The following is an 18,944-nucleotide window of genomic DNA, read 5'->3' as shown; positions in this document are numbered from 1 at the left end:
GCTACACCTGCGCAGCCTCCACAGCCTCTTCAGATAAAGGCTGCTTTTTAGCAGATCGAGCATATGTCAGGAAAGCCTGCATCTCGCGTTTTACTACAGGGGCGAGTAAGTATAAGCCAACCATGTTAGGTATACTCATAGCAAACAGCATGGCATCAGAGAATGCTACAACACTTCCTAGCTGGATAGGAGCACCTAATACTACAAAGGCACAGAATAACACTTTAAAGCTAATATCGGCAGCCTTGGTGTGGCCAAATAAGTAAGTCCAGGATTTTAAGCCGTAGTAAGACCAGGTAATCATGGTAGAAAAAGCGAAAAGTATAACGGCAGCGGCAAGTATAAGCGGGAACCAACTAATAACAGTAGCGAAAGCGGTAGAAGTAAGGGCAATACCATCGCCGGTTTCCTGATTATATGCACCGGTAACTACAATTACCAGGGCTGTCATGGTGCAAACTATAACGGTATCAATAAACGGCTCTAAAGAAGCTACAAAACCTTCAGTTACAGGTACGTTGGTTTTAACAGCCGAATGAGCAATAGAAGCAGAACCGATACCAGCCTCGTTGGAGAATACACCGCGTCTTAATCCCTGTATCATCACGCCAACCAAACCACCGGCTACGGCACTCCCTGAAAATGCTCCTTCAAAAATCGCCACAAAAGCACCCGGAATATTAGTGAAGTTAACAGCCAATACAATAATGGCCGCTACAATGTAAATGCCGCACATAAAAGGTACTACTTTCTCGGTTACCTTGGCAATGCTCTTCATGCCGCCTAGTATAACCAAGCCTACCAGCACAGCCATAATCAGGCCGAACATCCAGGCGTTGCCACCACCAAAAAATGAACCTTCAGCGCCGCCAGTTACAGCTATAAACTGCTGTGTAGCCTGGTTTATCTGGAACATATTTCCTGCCCCTATGGCGCCACCAATACACATTACAGCAAAGAATGCAGCCAGAAACTTACCCAGTCCTTTCATGCCGCGCTCGCTAAGGCCCTTGTTCAGGTAGTGCATCGGGCCCCCGGAAACAGTGCCATCGGCATGTACATCTCTATACTTCACGCCAAGAGTACACGACACAAATTTAGAAGACATGCCAAGTAAACCGGCAACAATCATCCAGAATGTTGCACCCGGTCCGCCAAGTGAGATGGCAATGGCCACACCGGCAATATTTCCCAAACCTACTGTACCTGATACAGCAGCAGTTAAAGCCTGGAAATGAGAAACCTCGCCAGGGGCATCTTCCTGGTTATACTTACCACGCACAATATCCAGAGCATACTTAAAACCACGCACGTTAACAAAGCCTAAGTACACAGTAAAGAAAGCTGCTCCCAGTAAAAGCCAGATAAGTATAAGCGGAATGCCTATAGTGTCAGTAAGGGTAAGTTCATAAAAGATAATATCTGAGATAAATTGTGCTGCAGGTCCAACAGCGGCATCTATTTGCTGATCAATAGAGGCCTCTGGCGCACGTGCCAAAAGGCTGTTAACTGATGCTACAAGAAGCCCTGTGGTTAGTAGGAATCTTTTCATTAATATGTTAAAGTTGATTTGTCAGTTTGTTTGAATATAGCATTTTTAGGGCTAAATATGAAATTTACAGCCCAATTGCCTCTGAGGGTGCAGCAATAAATTACAATAATACAATGCAGCGTGCGGTAATTTAAGATAAAGTATAAAGTAGGCTATAGCAGGTGCAGCACAGGCAGAAATAGCCTTAAAAGTATAAAAGCGAGCTAAAAAGGATTAAATTTGAGAGCGTGTATAGTACATGCAAAACTAAACTCAGAACAAATAAGCGATACGTATGAAACTGCTTAAAAACTTGGCATTGGCTACAGGTATTATGTTGTTGCCGCTGGCAGCAGAAGCACAGAAAGTAAAAGGCAAGGACCAACTGGTTACCATCGAAACTCCACAGGGTGAAATTAAACTGGTGCTGTTTGAAGACACACCTAAGCACCGCGATAATTTCCTGAAGCTTGCCAAAGAAGGATTCTACGATGGTACCACTTTCCATAGAGTGATTGACGGTTTTATGATACAAGGTGGCGATCCTAATACAAAAGACGATAACCCAAACAACGACGGAGGTGGCAACCCCGGTTATACCATACCAGCCGAAATTAACCCAAAGCACATGCACGTGCGTGGTGCCGTAGCCGCAGCCAGAATGGGAGATAACGTAAACCCAGAGCGTGCCTCCAGCGGGTCTCAGTTTTATATTGTAGAGAACCACGACGGCACTCCCATGTTAGATGAGGCTTACACAGTATTTGGGCAGGTAGTAGATGGCCTGGATGTAGTGGATAAGATTGCAGAGGTGCCAAAAGGAGGTCGCGACAGACCTATGTCAGACATTAAGATGAAGGTAACGGTAGAAAGTGTGAAAAAGAAAAAGATAGCCAAAAAGTATAACTACGATTACACCACACAATCGCTGCAGAAGAAATAGCAAACGATGAAAAAAATATTGATTACAGGTTCTAATGGCCTTTTGGGTCAAAAATTAGCAGAGTTGCTGTTGCCGCGAACAGATGTTGAACTACTGGCAACCAGTCGTGGAGAGAATAAACTGGCTGAGGTGATGCCTACACTCCCTTTTAGAAGTATGGATGTAACAGATCCGGAGCAGGTAGAGCAGGTGGTAAGCGAGTATAAACCAACACACATCATCCACACAGCCGCCATGACCAACGTGGACCAGTGTGAAACTGACCAGGAAGGTGCTCTTAAGCTGAACCGCGATGCTGTGCAGTATGTAGTGGACGCCTGCGAAAAGCATAACGTGCATCTTATACACCTCTCTACAGACTTTATTTTTGATGGGGAGGCAGGACCTTATAACGAAGAAGCAGAGGCAAACCCAATCAGTTTTTACGGTGAGACTAAGCTGATGGCAGAGGAGATCGTGAAGAAAGCAAAATGTAAGTGGGCTATACTTCGCACAGTACTGGTTTACGGTGTGGTGCACGACTATGGCCGCACCAACATTGTGCTTTGGGTGCGCGATAGCTTGCAAAACGGCAAAACTATTAATGTGGTAGATGACCAGTTCAGAACACCTACGCTTGCTGAAGACCTAGCCTTAGGGTGTTGGTTAGCAGCGAAGCACGATGCAGAGGGTATTTATAACATCTCTGGCAGCGAAATGCTTACACCTTACCAGATGGCCCTGCAGGTGGCAGACTATTTTAACCTGGATAAAACGCTGATAGTAAAGGCAGATGCTTCTACTTTTTCGCAGCCGGCTAAAAGGCCTCCACGCACAGGCTTCGACATTAGCAAAGCACAGAAAGACCTTGGTTATCAGCCACACAGCTTTATGGAAGGTATCAGAATGGTGGCTGAACAGGCTGAAGCGCTAAGCTAAGCTATATAGCAGCGCCAAAACTTAAGAGCCTAACTCCGGCGAATATTAAAAATATATGATTTTTAATGCGCTAGAGTTAGGCTTTGTTAAATTTCTTTCATTATTTTTCGGTTTAAAACAACCTGAATTTAAAACCAGCTAAACTAAACTAACTCTTCTACCTTATTTTATGAGTGCTAACAAAGAATCGTGGGGCTCACGTGTGGGTCTCATTCTAGCCATGGCCGGTAATGCTGTTGGTCTCGGTAACTTTCTTAGGTTTCCGGTGCAGGCAGTACAAAACGGTGGTGGTGCTTTTATTATTCCTTACCTGGTGTGCTTCCTGGTAATGGGTATTCCGCTTCTATGGATCGAATGGTCTATGGGCCGTTTTGGGGGAAAATTCGGACACCACTCTACACCATTTATTGTGGATACCATGGGCAAAAACCGCCTTTGGAAGTACATCGGTGTATTTGGTATCTGGACAAACATAGCCGTGGCCGCTTACTATTGCTACCTCGAGTCCTGGACGCTTTCTTACGTATTCCACTCGCTGGGTGGCACGTTCAGTGGCATGGACCAGGATGGTGTAGCCGCTTTCTTTATTGATTATGTTAGTCTAGGCGAGTCTACTTTTGGTATACCTTACGAGCCAATCGTTTTCTTCCTGATATGCTTGCTGCTTAACACCTGGATTCTGTCGCAGGGTCTTGCAAAAGGCATCGAACGAGTGGCTAAAATAGGTATGCCGATGCTTATCTTATTTGGTATTTTCCTGGCATACAAAGGTTTTACAATTACTGCCGGTGAGAACGGAGCCATTAACGACAGCACCGTAGGTCTTAACTTCCTCTGGACGCCACAGTACGATAAATTGTGGTCGCCTTCGGTTTGGTTGGCTGCTGCCGGTCAGATCTTCTTTACCTTATCAGTAGGTATGGGCACAGTGCATTGCTACGCCTCTTATGTACGCTCTAAAGACGATATCGCCCTGAATGCTATGTCGGCTGGATGGATGAACGAATTTGTAGAGGTTGTTTTGGGTGGTGCTATCCTTATTCCAATTTCTATTGGTTACCTGGGCATTGATAGAGTTACAGAACTTGTACAAAGCGGTGGCCTTGGCCTTGGTTTCCGTACGTTGCCATACCTGTTCTACCAGTGGGGCGATATTCTGGGTGCAATTTCTGGTGTGATGTGGTTCGGCCTGCTATTCTTTGCCGGTATTACTTCGTCGCTGGCAATGGGTACCCCTTGGATCGGCTTCCTGCAAGATGAGTTTAATTGGAAACGTAAATCTGCTGCCTGGTCATTTGGTTTGATCGTACTTATCCTAGGTATGCCAACAGTTATTTTCTTTAACTACGGCGTGTTTGATGAGTATGACTATTGGGCAGGCACGGTATCATTGGTAGTGTTCGCCTTGCTGGAGTCTATACTTTTTGCGTGGGTATTTGGCATCAACAAAGGCTGGAGAGAGATTATCTCCGGATCAGACATTAAAGTGCCTAACATCTATAAGTTCATCATTAAGTTTGTGACGCCTTTGCTTTTGCTGTGGGTATTCCTGGGTTCGCTTTTCACACCGAAGGGTGGCGATTGGGGAGCAGCACTTTCTGGAAACTGGGAACTGGATAACAGCTCCATCATCAAGAAGATTACAAACAGCGAGTTGAAAGCAAAACTTGCCGCTGCCACAGATCCTGCCGTGATCGAGCAGTTGCAGGACACGCTGTTCTTCGTGAATGCATCGCGCATACTACTGGTAACTGTTTGGCTAAGCTTAGCGTTGCTGGTGTACATCGCCTACAAAAAAAGAGTTAGAGAAGGTAGAATTTAAGAAACTATGAATACATCTGCACTTGTTGTCATGCTGCTGACGCTGGGCACAGTAACCGGCCTAATGTTATACTTCTTTTGGAGAGTAATAAATACGCCACCTAAACCTGAGCCAGACTCGTATTTGGATAACGATGACGAGCCAGGCCGTCAGGAGACCATAGTATAAAGAATGAATAAACTCAGACACTTAATCCGGCGTTACTTTGGCTTTTCGCAGCGCGAGGTAAACGGGTTTTTGTGGCTGATAACCATAATGGTGCTGCTTACGGCAGCACCATTTCTTTTTAATAAGTTTTATACTCCAGAACAAAATATAAACGCTGCCTCTGATAGGCAGTTACTTGATAGTCTGGTGGCACAGCTGGAAGCAAAACAGCCGGAAAGTCCTCAGCGGAGGCAACTGTATAAGTTACCAGAACAGTTGCAGCCATTTAATCCAAACCAGCTAACTACAGAAGGCTGGCAACAACTGGGTCTGCCAACTTACATGGCGCAGCGAATTCTTAACTACCGAAAAAAAGTTGGCGACTTCACGTACAAAGCTGAGTTGGGTAAGATATACGGTATGCCGGATTCCGTTTTTCAGCAACTCTACCCTTATATACAGCTACCGTTGGAGCAGCCAGAAAAGTATAAGCGCAACCAACGCTACGCCTCTAATTCACGTCCCGCACCATATCCCGACTGGAACAGCAACCGTCCTCCACGCGAACGTTTCATACTAGCGCCTTTCAACATTAATAACGCTGACACCACACAGCTAAAGCAGATAAGAGGCATTGGAAGTAAATTGTCGGCACGTATTGTAAAGTATAGAAACAGTTTAGGCGGTTTTCATACTATGGCGCAGGTACGGGAGGTGTATGGCTTGCCGCCTAATGTGGTTGATAGCCTTGTGAAGTATACGTTTGTGCCTAAAGCTAATGCGCCACAGAAGATAAACATCAATGCAGCTACTACAGATGAGTTACGGGCGCATCCATACGTTAGCTCTAACATGGCACGTTTAATAGTAGCTTACCGTGAGCAGCACGGTAGTTATCAGCAGGTAGAGGAGATTAAAAATATTAAGGTAATAACGCAGGAGCAGTTCGAGAAACTGAGGCCTTATCTGGAGGTGTAGCTAAGTTATTAGCTTAGTAATTTTTTACCTGAAAAGTAAAGGCCAGCAATGCAGAGTAGTAAAAGTATGGCTTTCCCAGCAAGAAATCCTGTGCTATAAGCAGATACATTCTGAAAATTTACTGTAAGAATAGAGCCTGCAGTAGCAGTAAGTAAAAAAAGGAACAGGATAAAAATAAAGATTTTCATAAGAATTAGATTAAGGGGCAGCAGCTAAGCTGCCCCTCTCAATTATTTTGTTACTGTAGTAGTGGTTGGGTTGTACAAACCAAAAGTAAGACCGTTGATAAGGCCATCTATAAAAGTGTGCTCAATCTTAACAGTATAGTTCTCTGCTCCACCAGCCATCTCCTGTGGGTTTGAAGTGCTTACAGGGGCTAAACCATATACTACATAATGGTTCTTCTTCTTAACCTCTATATTAGATTGTGCTCCGCTTCCTACTGAAAAAGTATAAGTGTAGCACGATGTCATCATTGTAGACATTAAAAAAGCTGCTCCTAAAAGCTTAATGTTTCTTTTCATAAAAAGTTGTATAGAATGTTTAATATATATTAACTCACAAATATATAAAACTTAGTATACAATTAGAATGAATTAGACTGAATGGAAGCAGACATAACTAAAGCTATAGGAGTCTGGCATATTTTGTAGTGTATAATGACATATAGCTTTTAACCTTCTTTAAAATTTTAACATAAAGAACACCTCACAAAGTATAAGCCTTCGCCTGCATAAACGTATAGAAGAACACTGCATTGGGGCTTTTCGCTACTATCCGCATTTCCTCCCGTACTTTATCTGCCAATTCCGCATCCACGTAACCAGCTTCCAGCAGCTGTGGCAGGCCACTTAAGAGTAGTTCCGTCCAGAAACCGATCATTTCGGCACGTTTGGCAGGATTGCGGTTATCGAGGTGGTAGGTTTTTGGCTCTGTGGTTATGCGTTGGTACCCCACCGACTGTAGCAAGTTGCCGAGTTTGGCACCTACAAACGGATCGCCGCTCATGTCGTACTGCAGGTCGTTAAAGCGCATCCAATACTGTAGCACGCTAGGCGAGTAGGGCTCTACAAAAAAGCTGGAGTTTAGCACCTCAGTTATTACGATTGGGCTTCCTGGTTTCAGCACACGGCGCACCTCCGATAGTACCCGTGCCGGCTCCGGAATATGCTCGAGCACCCAGCACAGAAATGCTCCGTCAAACTGCGCCTGCGAATCAAAGTTCATATCCATGGCGTTGCCCTGCAGCAAAGTATAACGGTTGGTGGCGTAGGGGATGGTAGAGAGGTAACTTTCGGCCTGCTTTATCTGCTTTTCGGAGTAGTCGAGGCCGGTGAGGTGAATGTGCGGAAAACGCCGCAGCAATATCTCGCTTTGTGCACCCACACCGCAGCCAACTTCCAGCAGGTTTGTTACAGTAGAGAAATCAATATCAGAGTAAATCTTGTTCTCCATAAACCGCGCTTGCTTGTAAAGGCGTTGTTGCTCTTCTTTAGAGTAACCGTGCAGGTACTTTTCTTCAGATGGCTCTGTTTGTTTCATAGGGATAGTAGCTTATAACGGAAGTATGTATACGATAATAAACTACGGAGAGAAGATGCAATGCTTGCTGTTATTGACCTGTATCGGAGATAAAAGGCGCTGCCTTGGCTACCATTTGCTTCTCGCTTTTAAAAGCCAGCATTTGTTCGGCTTTGTTTATGGCAACCCATCTAGCCTCATTTACTTCCCAGTCGTGTTTGCCGATGTCGCCGGAAGTATAAGCCAGCAGAAAAAAATGCACAAACTTATGAAAACGGACCCGCTGTTGCCCTTTATCACCCACGTACCAGTACTCAATAGTATCCAGTTTCTGCAGTAGCTTACATTTTATACCTGTTTCTTCCTCAACCTCACGAACAGCAGTTACCTCAGGTGTTTCGCCGGGGTCCACAATGCCTTTGGGCAGTTGCCATCTTGCTGGTTTACCCACAGAAATAAGCGCTATATCTACACCAGTCTCACTTCTCTTAAACGCTACCCCACCCGAAGAAACTTGGTCAACTATAGGCAATTTGGGTTTCGGTGCGTCGGTTTCCATTGCATTTTATCTTTTTGCAGTACTGGTTGCCGGTGCTGTAATTTTCTTCCGTTGCTCGTTCAGCCAAAGCAGGCCTGGGTTATAGGCCATATCATGCACGCCTTTAAAAAGCACCAACCGCACGTCTCCAGACTGACGTGCAAATACCACATCAGGGTCGGAGCCTCCAAAATATTTAAATTCATCAGATGTTTCTTTTAAATCATCCGGCAGTTGCTGCTCCTCATCAAGGTATTCCATGTCTGCTTTGGATATTGTGTCTTCGGGAGCGGCTAATACATTAAATGCCCTGATTGTATGGCTTACCGGAACCAGTACATCCTCTGTGCCTCCTGCCAAAAAGATTGGTACTCCTTTGGCATTTTGCAAGTACATGCTTGGGCTCCTGCGCTTACATTCTTCGGCAGCTGGTGTTCCGGGCAGAGGTTCGCCGCCACAGGCTGCCACCACATGGCGGTTGTAATCGCGGTGCGGGTAATTCTGGCTAAAGGCGTACCAGTCTACCAGGTCGTAAACGGGTACCCATGCTACTACGCCAGCCCATATCTCGGGGTGCTTGCCTGCTGCTACCAGAGCGGTCATGGCGCCACCGGAAGAGCCCATTATATAAATGCGTGACTCATCAATTTCAGAGTTCTGTTTGGCGTAGTTTACAGCATCAACAATATCCTGAATAGCCAGATCGGAGGCCATTGCATCAGGGTTGTTAAACTTGCCACGGTAATTAGGATGTATAAAAGCCCAATCATACTTCATGGCCCACTTTGCAAAAGGAACACTTACCAGTTGCAGGTACTCGCTGCTCCAGCTGTGCAGCATCACAAGTAGCGGCCTTTTACCTGTGGTATTTGATGTATAAAATAAAGAAGGCTGCATGCTGCCATCGGCGGTAGACTTTATCTTTACATCTTGTATGTCAGGTACTTGTTGTTTCCACCTTTCCAAGCTTTCGTCAGCAAACTTAGATGGGTACTTTTTGGAGGTAGAGTACTCTTTCATGCGCTTTACATCCTTTTCTTGTCTTTCTCTGCGGCAGGAGGAGAAAAGGGTGAGCAGTACCAGCAGTACCGGTAGCAGGTAAGTATAGCGCTTCAGGATTAATCGGGCCATAGTTTTATGTATGAGCAAACAGAGAGGGTAACTGTTTGGTTAGTTTACTAATGAACTTGCAAAGGAATAAAAAGTTGCAACTTGCAATGCATAATCTTAGAGCTGTGATGCCATCATTAAGATTATAATGTTTCTAAGTTCTGGTAACTTATCTTGTTCCCTGATTTTATACTTAAATGCTTTACCATGGCCGTATAAGTTTCATAGCTCCCGCCAATCATGTTTTTATCCGTGTTCCATTCTCTGCCATCTGAGAAAAGAACCTTATAATGCGGTCTTTGTTCCAGCACCCCTTCTTTGTTTTTGATTTGGCTAAAATGGTGTATAGCTAACACATCTTCTGCTTTATACGTTTGTGGCTGCAGCTGGAAAAAGTCATTGAAGGTAATCGTGTTGTCTCTCATTTTTACAGACCAGTTGAGCCCCAAGAATGAAAGTATAACGCCAGCTACTACCAGAATAATACACAGCGGTCGAAGTACTTTCAATCCATTATAGCCATGCTTGCGGTTGGTATATTCTATATAAGCCGGGTACTCTTCCCGCAGGACCATCCTGTAGAGTACCTCCATAGGCGTGATAATTAACCCAAAGCCAAAGAACATCCCAATCATGAGCCAGAAATTAGGCTCAGGGAAAATGCTGTAGTCTGAGTTGTCGCTTTTGGTTATAAAGCCTTGGATATCGTTGCCGAGGAGGTAAAAGATATAGGCAATGCTGCCGATGAAGAAGAAAAGCGGAATTAGAGAGAAGATCTCAAGCGATTTATACTTCCATTCGTTGAGGGCTATCAATTTGTCGTAATTAGCCACGGGCTTGGGCTTGTGCTGCACGAACACTTGTAGCAGCAGAAAAATAAAGGCAGTGGCAATGGCGGCAATCATAATAAAAACTAAATTATAAACGCTGCAAAAGTACATCACAGCACCTATACTTCCGCCTCCGGAATTCCCTGTTTCTCAAAAAGTATGTATTCAATTTTAAGCTCCGAACAGTTCCTTATGTATCCTAATCTTTAGATGATAATAAACTATACCTGCAGGATGTCGCTTTCAAGTCTCAGAACGTGTACTTTCAGCATGCAGCGGAGCGGTTAAAGTATGGCAATGGCTAAATCTTACTCAATATAACCATCACTTCTCTAAATCTGCTATCAAGTCACTCCTTTTCCTGCTAACTTGCTTCTGGCAAAGACTACTGTAGGCATTTCTTCGTTTACGGGACAGGCACCATGAAAAACATCCTCAAAAATTACCGACGCAGACTCTTAAACCTGGGCACCGGAAACCGTGCCCTGCTGCTGTTGCGCCTGTACCAGGAGCTGCACGTAGATGTAGAGGCGCTTGACTTTGTGAACGGTGAGCCTGCCTTTGAGGTGCTGAACAAGCTGCTGAGCGGGAAAAAGAAGATCGGCCTCAGTCCTTACGCAGACAGCCGCTACGCCCCGGTAACACACGCCAGCCGCAAACTTCGCTATATTAAGCGTAAGGCTGAAATGATCTTTGAAGAGCGTGGCAGCCGGGAGCTATACTTGGGCTGGCCCTTTGTGCATGGCAAGTTCTCGGATGGTACGCCGGTGCGTTGTCCTTTACTGTTCTTTCCGGTGGCTTTACAAATTAATGCGGCGCAGGAGTGGGAGCTGGTGCCCGACACAGCACAGCAGCCACAGTTTAACCAGAGCTTTTTGCTGGCCTACGCGCACTACATGGGCACACCGCTTGCCGAAGAACTTACCGAGCTGGACCTGAGCACACTACCGCAGCACCCGCTGGAGTTTCGCACCAAAGTATACGAACTGCTAAAGGAGAGCCAGCTGGCCATTAACGCAGGTAGCACCTTTTTTGCCGATAAACTCAAACCATTCCGGGACTATAAAAAAGCCGAGTACGAAACCCACCTGAAAGACGGGCAACTGCACCTGGAGCCGGAGGCGGTGATCGGTATTTTCCCGCAGGCCGGTTCTTACTTACTCAACGATTACGATGCTTTGCTGGAGCGCGAGGACCTGGAGCAGATGGAGGATCTGTTTGCCACACCTTTCGAAAGTATAAATGCACAGGCACCGGCCCAACAAACCTTCACCGCTTTTGACATGGATGCATCGCAGGAGGCGGCGCTGCAGGCGGTAAAGCAGGGCAAATCGCTGGTGGTGCAGGGGCCGCCGGGCACAGGTAAGTCGCAGCTGATCTGTAACCTGGTGTCGGATTTTACGGCTCGGGGTAAAAAAGTACTGGTGGTGAGCCAGAAAAGAGCCGCCCTGGATGTGGTGCACCAGCGTTTGTCTCAGCAGGGCTTAAGCACTTTTGCTGGCCTGGTGCACGACATCAACACCGACCGCAAAGCCATTTTTAACCAGCTACTGCACCAGGTAGAGCAACTCGACGAGTATAAAAAGCAGAACCTAGCGCTCAACAGCATCTACACCGACAGAGCATTTTTGGAAGCCAGTCGGGGCATAAACAAAAGTATAGAACAGCTCGAAAATTTTAAGAAGGCTCTGTTTGATACCAGCGGCTGCGGCTGGTCAGCTAAAGAGTTATACTTGCTCAGTAGTTTGCAGCAGCCGCACATTAAGCTGGAGAGGCTTTACAAAAATTTTACGGCAGATACCGTTGCTACTTTTCTGCCACGCTTGAAGCAGTACCTGGAGCAGGCCATTCAGTTTGAGGCACCCGACTTTATGTGGCGCGACCGCCAAAGTATGAAAGGCTACGGATGGCCACAACGGCAACAACTGGAGCAAGCCATAAAATCGGTGCAGGAAGAATACGGTGCGCTGCAGCAAAGCATAAAAGGACAAAGTGGCTTTGAGCTGGAGCTGAACGCGCTGCCGGTAAGCATCATCGAAAGTATAAACCAGGTGCACCAACTGCTCTTGCAGGAGGGTGTGCATGAGGTGGTGAATTCGCTGCTGCAAAAGTCTGTAAGTATAAAAGAACTGGCGCTGCAGGTGCAGGAGCTGAAGAGTTTATACCTGGTTTGTCCGGCTCCGGATGCTGCCATTCCTGCTGCTGATTTGGCGGATGTGAAGGCGGCCATTGCCAAGTATGAGGAGCAGCAGGGCAATCTGCTTAAACGTATAAGCTGGCAGTTCTCTAAAGAGAAAAACATACTAAAGCAGGCGCTGGCAAAGTATAAACTCGAGCTAGCTGCAGCAGGTGTTGGTGAGTTGCAACGCAGGCTGGCGCTAAGGCAGCAGGCCGATACGCTGATACAGGCCATCAACGGAAGAATAAAGTATAGCTTACATATAAAAGAAAACCCAACGCCTGTGCTGCAAAAGCTGGAAGTAGTAGAGCAGGCCCTGGAGGCACATCAGCAACTTACAAAACTGCACCACAACAAAATACTGCACGAAAAGCTGCTGACAGAAGTAAACCTGCCCAAACATCTGCAGGAACTGAAACAAAATATACTACAGCTGGACGAGACACAGCAAAACTGGCTGCAATGGCTAACGGAGCAACAGGTGGAGCGGCTGTTGCATGAGGAAAGTTTTGCGGCAGAATTACTGCAAGCCCTGCCTTTATACTTTGAAGAACTGGTAGCCTTTGATGCGCTGAAGGAGGAGCTAACACAGCCACAGCGCGAAGTAGCGGCATTACTTTTGGCAGAAAGTATAAAGTCCGGCGAAGAAGGGGAGAAGCTGTTTTTGAACAGCTTGTACTTAACCTGGCTGCACCACCTCGAAAGCCAAAATCCAGAGCTGCGTTTGCCTAGCAACGGCGGCCTTACTAAGCTGGAAGAAGACCTACAGCGGCTGTTGCAGGAAAAGCAGCAGCTGAGCCAGGAGATTGTATTATCAAGGTTGCGGGAGCAGACTTACAAGAACATCGAACTTAACAGACTTGGCAACCCTGTTACATACCGCAGACTGCACGCGCAGGTAAGCAAAAAGCGCAGTCTGTACCCATTACGAAAGTTGTTCTCTTTGTTCTCTGCTGAGATTCTGGATTTGATGCCCTGCTGGCTCGCTTCGCAGGAAACGGTGTCGGCGGTGTTTCCGCTGAAGTCTTGCTTTGACCTGGTGATTTTTGACGAGGCCTCGCAGTGCTATGCTGAAACAGGGATACCAGCCATGTTGCGTGGCAAACAAGTAGTAGTGGCCGGCGACCAACAACAGCTAAAACCATCTGACCTGTACCGTGCCCGCTGGAGCGCATCCGATGATGAGGAAGTAGAAGAGTTATCCGCAGAATCCTTGTTACAGTTGTGCGGTTTATACTTGCCACAGACCATGCTCACACAGCACTACCGTAGCCGCTACCCTGAGTTAATAGAGTTCTCGAACCGCTACTTCTACCGCCATAAACTGGAGCTGATCCCGGAGCTGCACGACCTGAACGACAGGCAGCCGGCCATACAGTTTATAAAAGTGCACGGGCTATGGCAGGATAACCAGAACCTGCCGGAGGCTGAAAAAGTAGTGGAGTTGGTGCTGGAGTTGCTAAAGGCTGGGCAGGAGGAGATAGGCGTGATCACCTTCAACTATAACCAACAAATGCTGGTACAGGACCTGCTGGAGGAGAAAGCCATACAGCAAAGTATACCTATACCAGCTTCGGTTTTGGTAAAAAACATCGAGAACATACAAGGCGACGAAAAGGAGGTGATCATACTTTCGGTGGGGTATGCGCCGGATGTAAAGGGCAAGCTAAGTATGCAGTTCGGTAGCTTGAACCAGGCAGGTGGCGAAAACCGATTGAATGTAGCTATTACCCGTGCGCGGCAGCAAGTATTGGTCGTTAGCAGTATCAGGGCAGAGCAGTTACAGGTAGAAGGCGCGCTGCATCCGGGGCCAAAATTGTTAAAAGATTATCTGCACTACGCGCAGCAGGTAAGCCGGCGCTATTTCGAGTATCAGCCTAAAAAAGAGCATATGCCAACGCATGTACCGCTGCTAAAAGAGCGTCTGGCTACGCAACTGCCGCACCTGCAACCTGAGGTTCCATTTGCTGACTTAACCCTGGTTGAAAACAACAACTACAAAGCCGTAGTGCTTACTGATGATGATCTATACTACAGCCACCACGCGGTGCGGCACCTGCATGCCGATGTGCCGCAACTGTTAAAGCAGCGCCATTGGCCATACGTTAAGGTATACAGCAGGCAGTTTTGGGAGAATCCTGAAATAGTTAGGGAGTTAGAGGGTTTGGGAGTTAGAAAGTTAGAGGGTTAGAAATATGCTGTATATTTAGTAAGCCAAACAGTGGAACAGAAATCATATTGCAATCTAAATGGCAGCTTGATTATAAACTTTACGTACCGTAATTTGAAACAACTTTCTAACTCCCAAACCCTCTAACTCTTTAACCCCTAAACTCCCTAGGTTTTGCTCATCAAACTCTTCACCTTATACATTTACCTGCAAACCAGCCTCTGCGGCTGCACCTCAGATCGTAGAAATGGTGGCTTCGAAAAACCTGACTTCAAGTATAAACTAGAACGAATAGGCAGAGTAGATGAGCGGGTGCAGGAAAGTTCTGGACTAGCCCACGGCCCCGACAGCACCCTCTGGACACACCCTGACAGCGGTAACCCTGCCATACTTTATAACATCGCCAGAACAGGTGAGTTACTGGATTCTATCCCGCTGCCGCAACTACAGAACACCGATTGGGAGGATCTGGCAGAGGACGAGGAGCACCTGTACATCGGCGACTTCGGCAACAACGCAAACCAGCGTAAGGACCTGCGCATCTACAAGATCAGAAGGGAAGGTTATACTTTAGCCGGCTCTATAAACTTTTCGTTTGAAGATCAGGATGCTTTTCCGCCGGCAGAAGATGACTTTCACTTTGACCTAGAGGCTTTTTTTTACTACGAGGATTCGCTGTACCTTTTTACCAAGAGCCGGGGCAAGCACAAAAAACTGAAACTTTATACTTTGCCTGCCACACCTGGTACCTATAAAGCTACCATGCAGGAGCAGCTGCCAGTACAAGCCATGACTACGGCTGCGGCACTATCGCCTGCCGGAGATCAGTTTGCCATACTTGGTTATGGTAAGTTATACTTGTTTGAGGTGCAGAACAGAAGTATAAACCTTAGCGGCAAACATTACTGCATACCAATTGCCAGAACCGGCCAGGCCGAAGCTATACTTTATACTTCGCAACACGAGCTGCTGCTAACAAACGAGGCCGGAAAACTGTTTAAGGTAAGGCTGATACCACGCTAAACAATCGTGCAATTTTAGCCCTTTTTAGTGCCTATAGCTAATACTTTGCTATCAAGAGTACCAAAAAGCCGTACTAAAAGTATACATCCTAAAACAGAGTAAAACTATGCATTTAACAATATTAGTAACAGGCGCTACCGGCACTGTTGGGCGTGAGGTGGTCAAGCAGCTTTCTATGTATGATGGTGATATCAGAGTTCGTGCCGGGGTACATTCTATCATAAAAGGAGAAAACTTGAAACGCTTGCCTGGAGTGGAGATAGTGGAGATGGATTTTGAGGATCAGGATTCGCTACATGCAGCATTTACACATGTAGATAAACTTTTTCTGATAACCCCAATGGCAAAAGACCAGGTGGACATGGCTAAAACTTTAATTGATGAGGCCAAAAAAGCAGGAGTTAAACACATCGTAAAATTATCTGCAATGGGGGCAGATGCTGAGCCTACCATACAGTTGGGCCGCTGGCACCGCGAAATCGAAAAGTATATTGAAGACAGCGGTATTGCTTATACTTTTCTAAGGCCATCTTCTTTTATGCAGAACTTTGTGAATTACAATGCTGATTCTATAAAACACGAGGGTAAACTATACATGCCTACCGGCGATGGTAAAGTAGGTTATATTGATGTGCGTGACATAGCTGCAGTAGGAGTAGAGGCACTAATAACACAAGGCCATGAGGGACAGGTGTATGAACTAACAGGACCGGAAGCGATCTCAAATGACGAGGCTGCTCAAATATTAAGTGAAGTAACCGGCAAGCAAGTAGAGTTTGTAGATGTGCCTGGAGACGCTGCACGTAAAAATATGACGGAGCACGGCACTCCTGACTGGATGGCTGATGCTCTGATGGAATTGTACAATGTATACAAGGCAGGGCATTCTAACCAGGTTTTTGATTCTGTGCAGGCCGTTATAGACCGGAAGCCTCACTCGTTCAGGCAGTTCGTGCAGGACTACAAGGAGTGTTTTGTGTAACAGCAGTACAGCTGTAAATCCAGAAAGAATAGCTGCTTTGCAGTTCATCCTGTAAAGCATAAAAGCCACCCCAATATTGGAGTGGCTTTTTTATTAATACAACTTATTATAGTGTATAATTAATCTCTGTCTAGGTTGCGGTAACGATCGCTTCTGCGGCTTTCATAGTTATCTCTGTTTCTGTCAGAGTCAGATGATGAGCCGTAATCGCCGCCGCTATAACCTCTGTAGTTTTCACGCGAGCTAGAGCCACGGTTATCACTGTAGTACGAGGTGCTGCTATCCATAGAACCATAACGGCTTTGGTCGCCGCCACGGCCACCCTGGCCATAACCGCCTTCTCTGTAGCCGCTTTGGCCATAACCACCTCTATCGCGGTCGCTTGATCCGCTGCCTGAGCCGTAACCGTAGCCACCACTCATACCACGGCTATAGTTGCTGTCGCCGTACCCGCCTCTGTCGCGGTTACTAGAGCTGCCCATTCCGCTGCTATAGCCACCGCCATAACTGCCTTGGTTGCCATAGTCGCTACCCTGAGAGCCGTATCTGCTCGAGCGGTACTCATCATTGTAAGAACCTCCTCTTGAGCCGTAACCGCCCTGGCTGCCATAGCCACCCTGCATAGAGCTTTGTGAATCGTATCCTCTCGATGAGCCACGGTCATCACGGTCATACTCGCTCATGCCTCTAGATGAACCATAGCCCATAGAACCATAGCGATCTCTGTCGCCGTAACCACCCTGCATACCTGTTCTGGATGATCCAGAACCCGTCATGCTGGAGCCGTAGCCCTGCTGGCCGCTGCCACCACCGTAGTTAGAAGATCCGCCATAGCCGCTGCCACTACCATAGCCACTTGAGCCCATTCCGCCACGCTGGCCATAGTCGCCCTGGCCGTAGTTTTGCTGATAGCCTTGGCTGCCGCCTCTAGAAGAGCCAAAATCGCTCTGCCCATAGCTGCTACCTGACATACCTTGGTTACCACCCATATTAGAGCTGTATCCCCCTTGTGAAGATGAACCATAGCCACCCTGTCCGCCGAAGCTTTGAGAAGAAGAACCACTGCCGCCACGCTGCCCGAAGCTGCCCATGCCGCCTTGATCATTCATAGTGCCATAGCCACTTTGGCCTGAAGAGCCGTAGCCACCCTGACTTGATGAACCTGAGCCACTGTGCCCGCCCTGGCCTGAACCATAGCGATGTGATCCCTGGCCCTGGCTTGTATAGCCACCACCTTGCTCATAACCGCCTCTGCCGCTATCGTAGCTGCCGTAGCCTCCCTGTGACGAAGAGTTGCCCTGCATACCAAATGCGCCCTGAGAGCCACCATAACTTTGGCCACCAATATTATCGCCTTCGCGATCCTGAAGGCCACCTTGCATGCCTCCTCTGGAAGCACCATAGTCCTGATCCTGATATCTTACACGGTCGCCTTCCATGCCGCCCTGGTTGCCATAGTTATAGCCACCCTGAGAGCCCCATGAGCCACCTTGGTTTTCTTGAGAAGATGAACCGTAACCACTGCCACTCATACCCTGGCTGCCACTTCCGTAGCCGCCTTGCATGCTCTGGCCTCGGTTCATGCCGCCTCCTTGAGAAGAAGAGCCGTAATCGCCCTGATACCCATAGCCGCTCTGGCCACCATAGTTACTATGCTGCGATCCGTAACCATAACCTCCCTGGCTGCCATAGCCACCTTGGTCACCGTAGTTCTGGCTACCATAGTTGCCTTGGTTAGAGCCTTGATAATCCTGCTGCGAGCCGCTGCTCATAGAGCCGTAGCTGCCAGTGTCGGAGCTGCCGCTTTGCTGAGATGATCCGCTTGAACCAGAAGTTTTACCTGATGACTTACCAGATGTTGAACCAGATGATTTGCCGGAAGTTGAGCCCGTAGACTTACCACTTGCAGCTTTAGAAGAGCTCGCTTTTGTGGTAGAAGACTTTGACGTAGAGCCTGACGCAGATTTGTTGCTTTTTGAGCTTGAGCTACCTGTAGAGCCTGAGCCTGAAGTTAAGCCGCTGCTAGTGCCGCTACCCATTGATGTTGTAGATGATGAAGATGATGATGGTGTACTGGATGATCCGCTCGATTGGTTAGAGGATTGGTTCGAGCTTTGGTTTTTCTCAGTGTCTTTCATAGTTCTGATCTCCTTGTTTATTATTAAAAGTTAAGTTTGTTGCGTGCCCCACACATTTAAGCCACAGGGGCGGCAGATGTGGATTCTGTTACAGGCTACATCAGTACAAAAGTG

At 47.0% G+C, this 18,944-nt stretch carries 15 protein-coding genes; 8 read left to right on the top strand and 7 right to left on the bottom strand.

Features of this window, described 5'->3' with window-relative positions; genetic code table 11:
* Position 1: 1 nt before the first annotated feature.
* Positions 2-1,552 carry an alanine/glycine:cation symporter family protein gene (locus WG943_RS02395; protein WP_340406575.1) on the bottom strand — a complete coding sequence of 517 codons (1,551 nt, stop codon included), beginning with the start codon at positions 1,550-1,552 and terminating at the stop codon, positions 2-4.
* 274 nt (positions 1,553-1,826) lie between these two features.
* On the opposite strand from WG943_RS02395, the gene WG943_RS02390 reads away from it, so the two are divergent.
* From WG943_RS02390 to WG943_RS02370, 5 genes are all read left to right on the top strand, one after another.
* On the top strand, positions 1,827-2,474 hold the full coding sequence (locus WG943_RS02390; protein ID WP_340406574.1) for a peptidylprolyl isomerase: 648 nt from the start codon (positions 1,827-1,829) through the stop codon (positions 2,472-2,474).
* 6 nt (positions 2,475-2,480) lie between these two features.
* Positions 2,481-3,392 (top strand): SDR family oxidoreductase, encoded by a 912-nt coding sequence (locus WG943_RS02385; RefSeq protein WP_340406573.1) that lies wholly within the window; start codon positions 2,481-2,483, stop codon positions 3,390-3,392.
* A 169-nt stretch (positions 3,393-3,561) separates the two neighbouring features.
* Positions 3,562-5,214, top strand: coding sequence for a sodium-dependent transporter (locus WG943_RS02380; protein WP_340406572.1), 1,653 nt, complete (start codon positions 3,562-3,564; stop codon positions 5,212-5,214).
* Between the two features lie 6 nt (positions 5,215-5,220).
* Entirely contained in the window at positions 5,221-5,382 is a 162-nt protein-coding gene (locus tag WG943_RS02375) for a hypothetical protein (RefSeq protein WP_340406571.1), read from the top strand.
* Between the two features lie 3 nt (positions 5,383-5,385).
* Positions 5,386-6,339 (top strand): ComEA family DNA-binding protein, encoded by a 954-nt coding sequence (locus WG943_RS02370; protein WP_340406570.1) that lies wholly within the window; start codon positions 5,386-5,388, stop codon positions 6,337-6,339.
* A gap of 230 nt (positions 6,340-6,569) precedes the next feature.
* On the opposite strand, the gene WG943_RS02365 is transcribed toward WG943_RS02370, so the two are convergent.
* The 5 genes from WG943_RS02365 to WG943_RS02345 all read right to left on the bottom strand — a co-directional run bounded on the left by WG943_RS02365 (position 6,570) and on the right by WG943_RS02345 (position 10,413).
* Positions 6,570-6,863 (bottom strand): Bor family protein, encoded by a 294-nt coding sequence (locus WG943_RS02365; RefSeq protein ID WP_340406569.1) that lies wholly within the window; start codon positions 6,861-6,863, stop codon positions 6,570-6,572.
* 184 nt (positions 6,864-7,047) lie between these two features.
* Positions 7,048-7,881, bottom strand: coding sequence for a class I SAM-dependent methyltransferase (locus tag WG943_RS02360; RefSeq protein WP_340406568.1), 834 nt, complete (start codon positions 7,879-7,881; stop codon positions 7,048-7,050).
* A gap of 70 nt (positions 7,882-7,951) precedes the next feature.
* A complete protein-coding gene (locus tag WG943_RS02355; protein WP_340406567.1) occupies positions 7,952-8,419 on the bottom strand; it encodes an NUDIX hydrolase in 468 nt (155 codons plus the stop codon).
* Positions 8,420-8,425: 6 nt separating this feature from the next.
* Entirely contained in the window at positions 8,426-9,529 is a 1,104-nt protein-coding gene (locus WG943_RS02350) for an alpha/beta hydrolase family protein (protein WP_340406566.1), read from the bottom strand.
* 122 nt (positions 9,530-9,651) lie between these two features.
* Entirely contained in the window at positions 9,652-10,413 is a 762-nt protein-coding gene (locus WG943_RS02345) for a hypothetical protein (RefSeq protein ID WP_340406565.1), read from the bottom strand.
* Between the two features lie 347 nt (positions 10,414-10,760).
* Between WG943_RS02345 and WG943_RS02340 the strand changes: the two genes are divergently transcribed.
* From WG943_RS02340 to WG943_RS02330, 3 genes are all read left to right on the top strand, one after another.
* Positions 10,761-14,708 (top strand): AAA domain-containing protein, encoded by a 3,948-nt coding sequence (locus WG943_RS02340; protein ID WP_340406564.1) that lies wholly within the window; start codon positions 10,761-10,763, stop codon positions 14,706-14,708.
* 153 nt (positions 14,709-14,861) lie between these two features.
* Entirely contained in the window at positions 14,862-15,710 is an 849-nt protein-coding gene (locus WG943_RS02335; protein ID WP_340406563.1) for a hypothetical protein, read from the top strand.
* Positions 15,711-15,816: 106 nt separating this feature from the next.
* Positions 15,817-16,692, top strand: a complete 876-nt coding sequence (locus WG943_RS02330; protein ID WP_340406562.1) for an SDR family oxidoreductase — start codon at positions 15,817-15,819, stop codon at positions 16,690-16,692.
* A gap of 119 nt (positions 16,693-16,811) precedes the next feature.
* Here the strand turns inward: WG943_RS02330 and WG943_RS02325 are convergent, their stop codons facing one another.
* Positions 16,812-18,830 (bottom strand): hypothetical protein, encoded by a 2,019-nt coding sequence (locus WG943_RS02325; protein ID WP_340406561.1) that lies wholly within the window; start codon positions 18,828-18,830, stop codon positions 16,812-16,814.
* Between the last annotated feature and the right edge of the window lie 114 nt (positions 18,831-18,944).

The sequence above is a fragment of the Pontibacter sp. H249 genome (assembly GCF_037892465.1).
Lineage (GTDB): Bacteria > Bacteroidota > Bacteroidia > Cytophagales > Hymenobacteraceae > Pontibacter.
Note: the sequence above shows the minus strand (reverse complement) of the source record. Positions and strands in the feature narration are given on the sequence as shown.

Coding starts and splice junctions, on each gene's coding strand:
- WG943_RS02395 (WP_340406575.1), bottom strand. CDS start 1,552: ATGAAAAGATTCCTACTAACCACAGGGCTTCTTGTAGCATCAGTTAAC.
- WG943_RS02390 (WP_340406574.1), top strand. CDS start 1,827: ATGAAACTGCTTAAAAACTTGGCATTGGCTACAGGTATTATGTTGTTG.
- WG943_RS02385 (WP_340406573.1), top strand. CDS start 2,481: ATGAAAAAAATATTGATTACAGGTTCTAATGGCCTTTTGGGTCAAAAA.
- WG943_RS02380 (WP_340406572.1), top strand. CDS start 3,562: ATGAGTGCTAACAAAGAATCGTGGGGCTCACGTGTGGGTCTCATTCTA.
- WG943_RS02375 (WP_340406571.1), top strand. CDS start 5,221: ATGAATACATCTGCACTTGTTGTCATGCTGCTGACGCTGGGCACAGTA.
- WG943_RS02370 (WP_340406570.1), top strand. CDS start 5,386: ATGAATAAACTCAGACACTTAATCCGGCGTTACTTTGGCTTTTCGCAG.
- WG943_RS02365 (WP_340406569.1), bottom strand. CDS start 6,863: ATGAAAAGAAACATTAAGCTTTTAGGAGCAGCTTTTTTAATGTCTACA.
- WG943_RS02360 (WP_340406568.1), bottom strand. CDS start 7,881: ATGAAACAAACAGAGCCATCTGAAGAAAAGTACCTGCACGGTTACTCT.
- WG943_RS02355 (WP_340406567.1), bottom strand. CDS start 8,419: ATGGAAACCGACGCACCGAAACCCAAATTGCCTATAGTTGACCAAGTT.
- WG943_RS02350 (WP_340406566.1), bottom strand. CDS start 9,529: ATGGCCCGATTAATCCTGAAGCGCTATACTTACCTGCTACCGGTACTG.
- WG943_RS02345 (WP_340406565.1), bottom strand. CDS start 10,413: ATGATTGCCGCCATTGCCACTGCCTTTATTTTTCTGCTGCTACAAGTG.
- WG943_RS02340 (WP_340406564.1), top strand. CDS start 10,761: ATGAAAAACATCCTCAAAAATTACCGACGCAGACTCTTAAACCTGGGC.
- WG943_RS02330 (WP_340406562.1), top strand. CDS start 15,817: ATGCATTTAACAATATTAGTAACAGGCGCTACCGGCACTGTTGGGCGT.
- WG943_RS02325 (WP_340406561.1), bottom strand. CDS start 18,830: ATGAAAGACACTGAGAAAAACCAAAGCTCGAACCAATCCTCTAACCAA.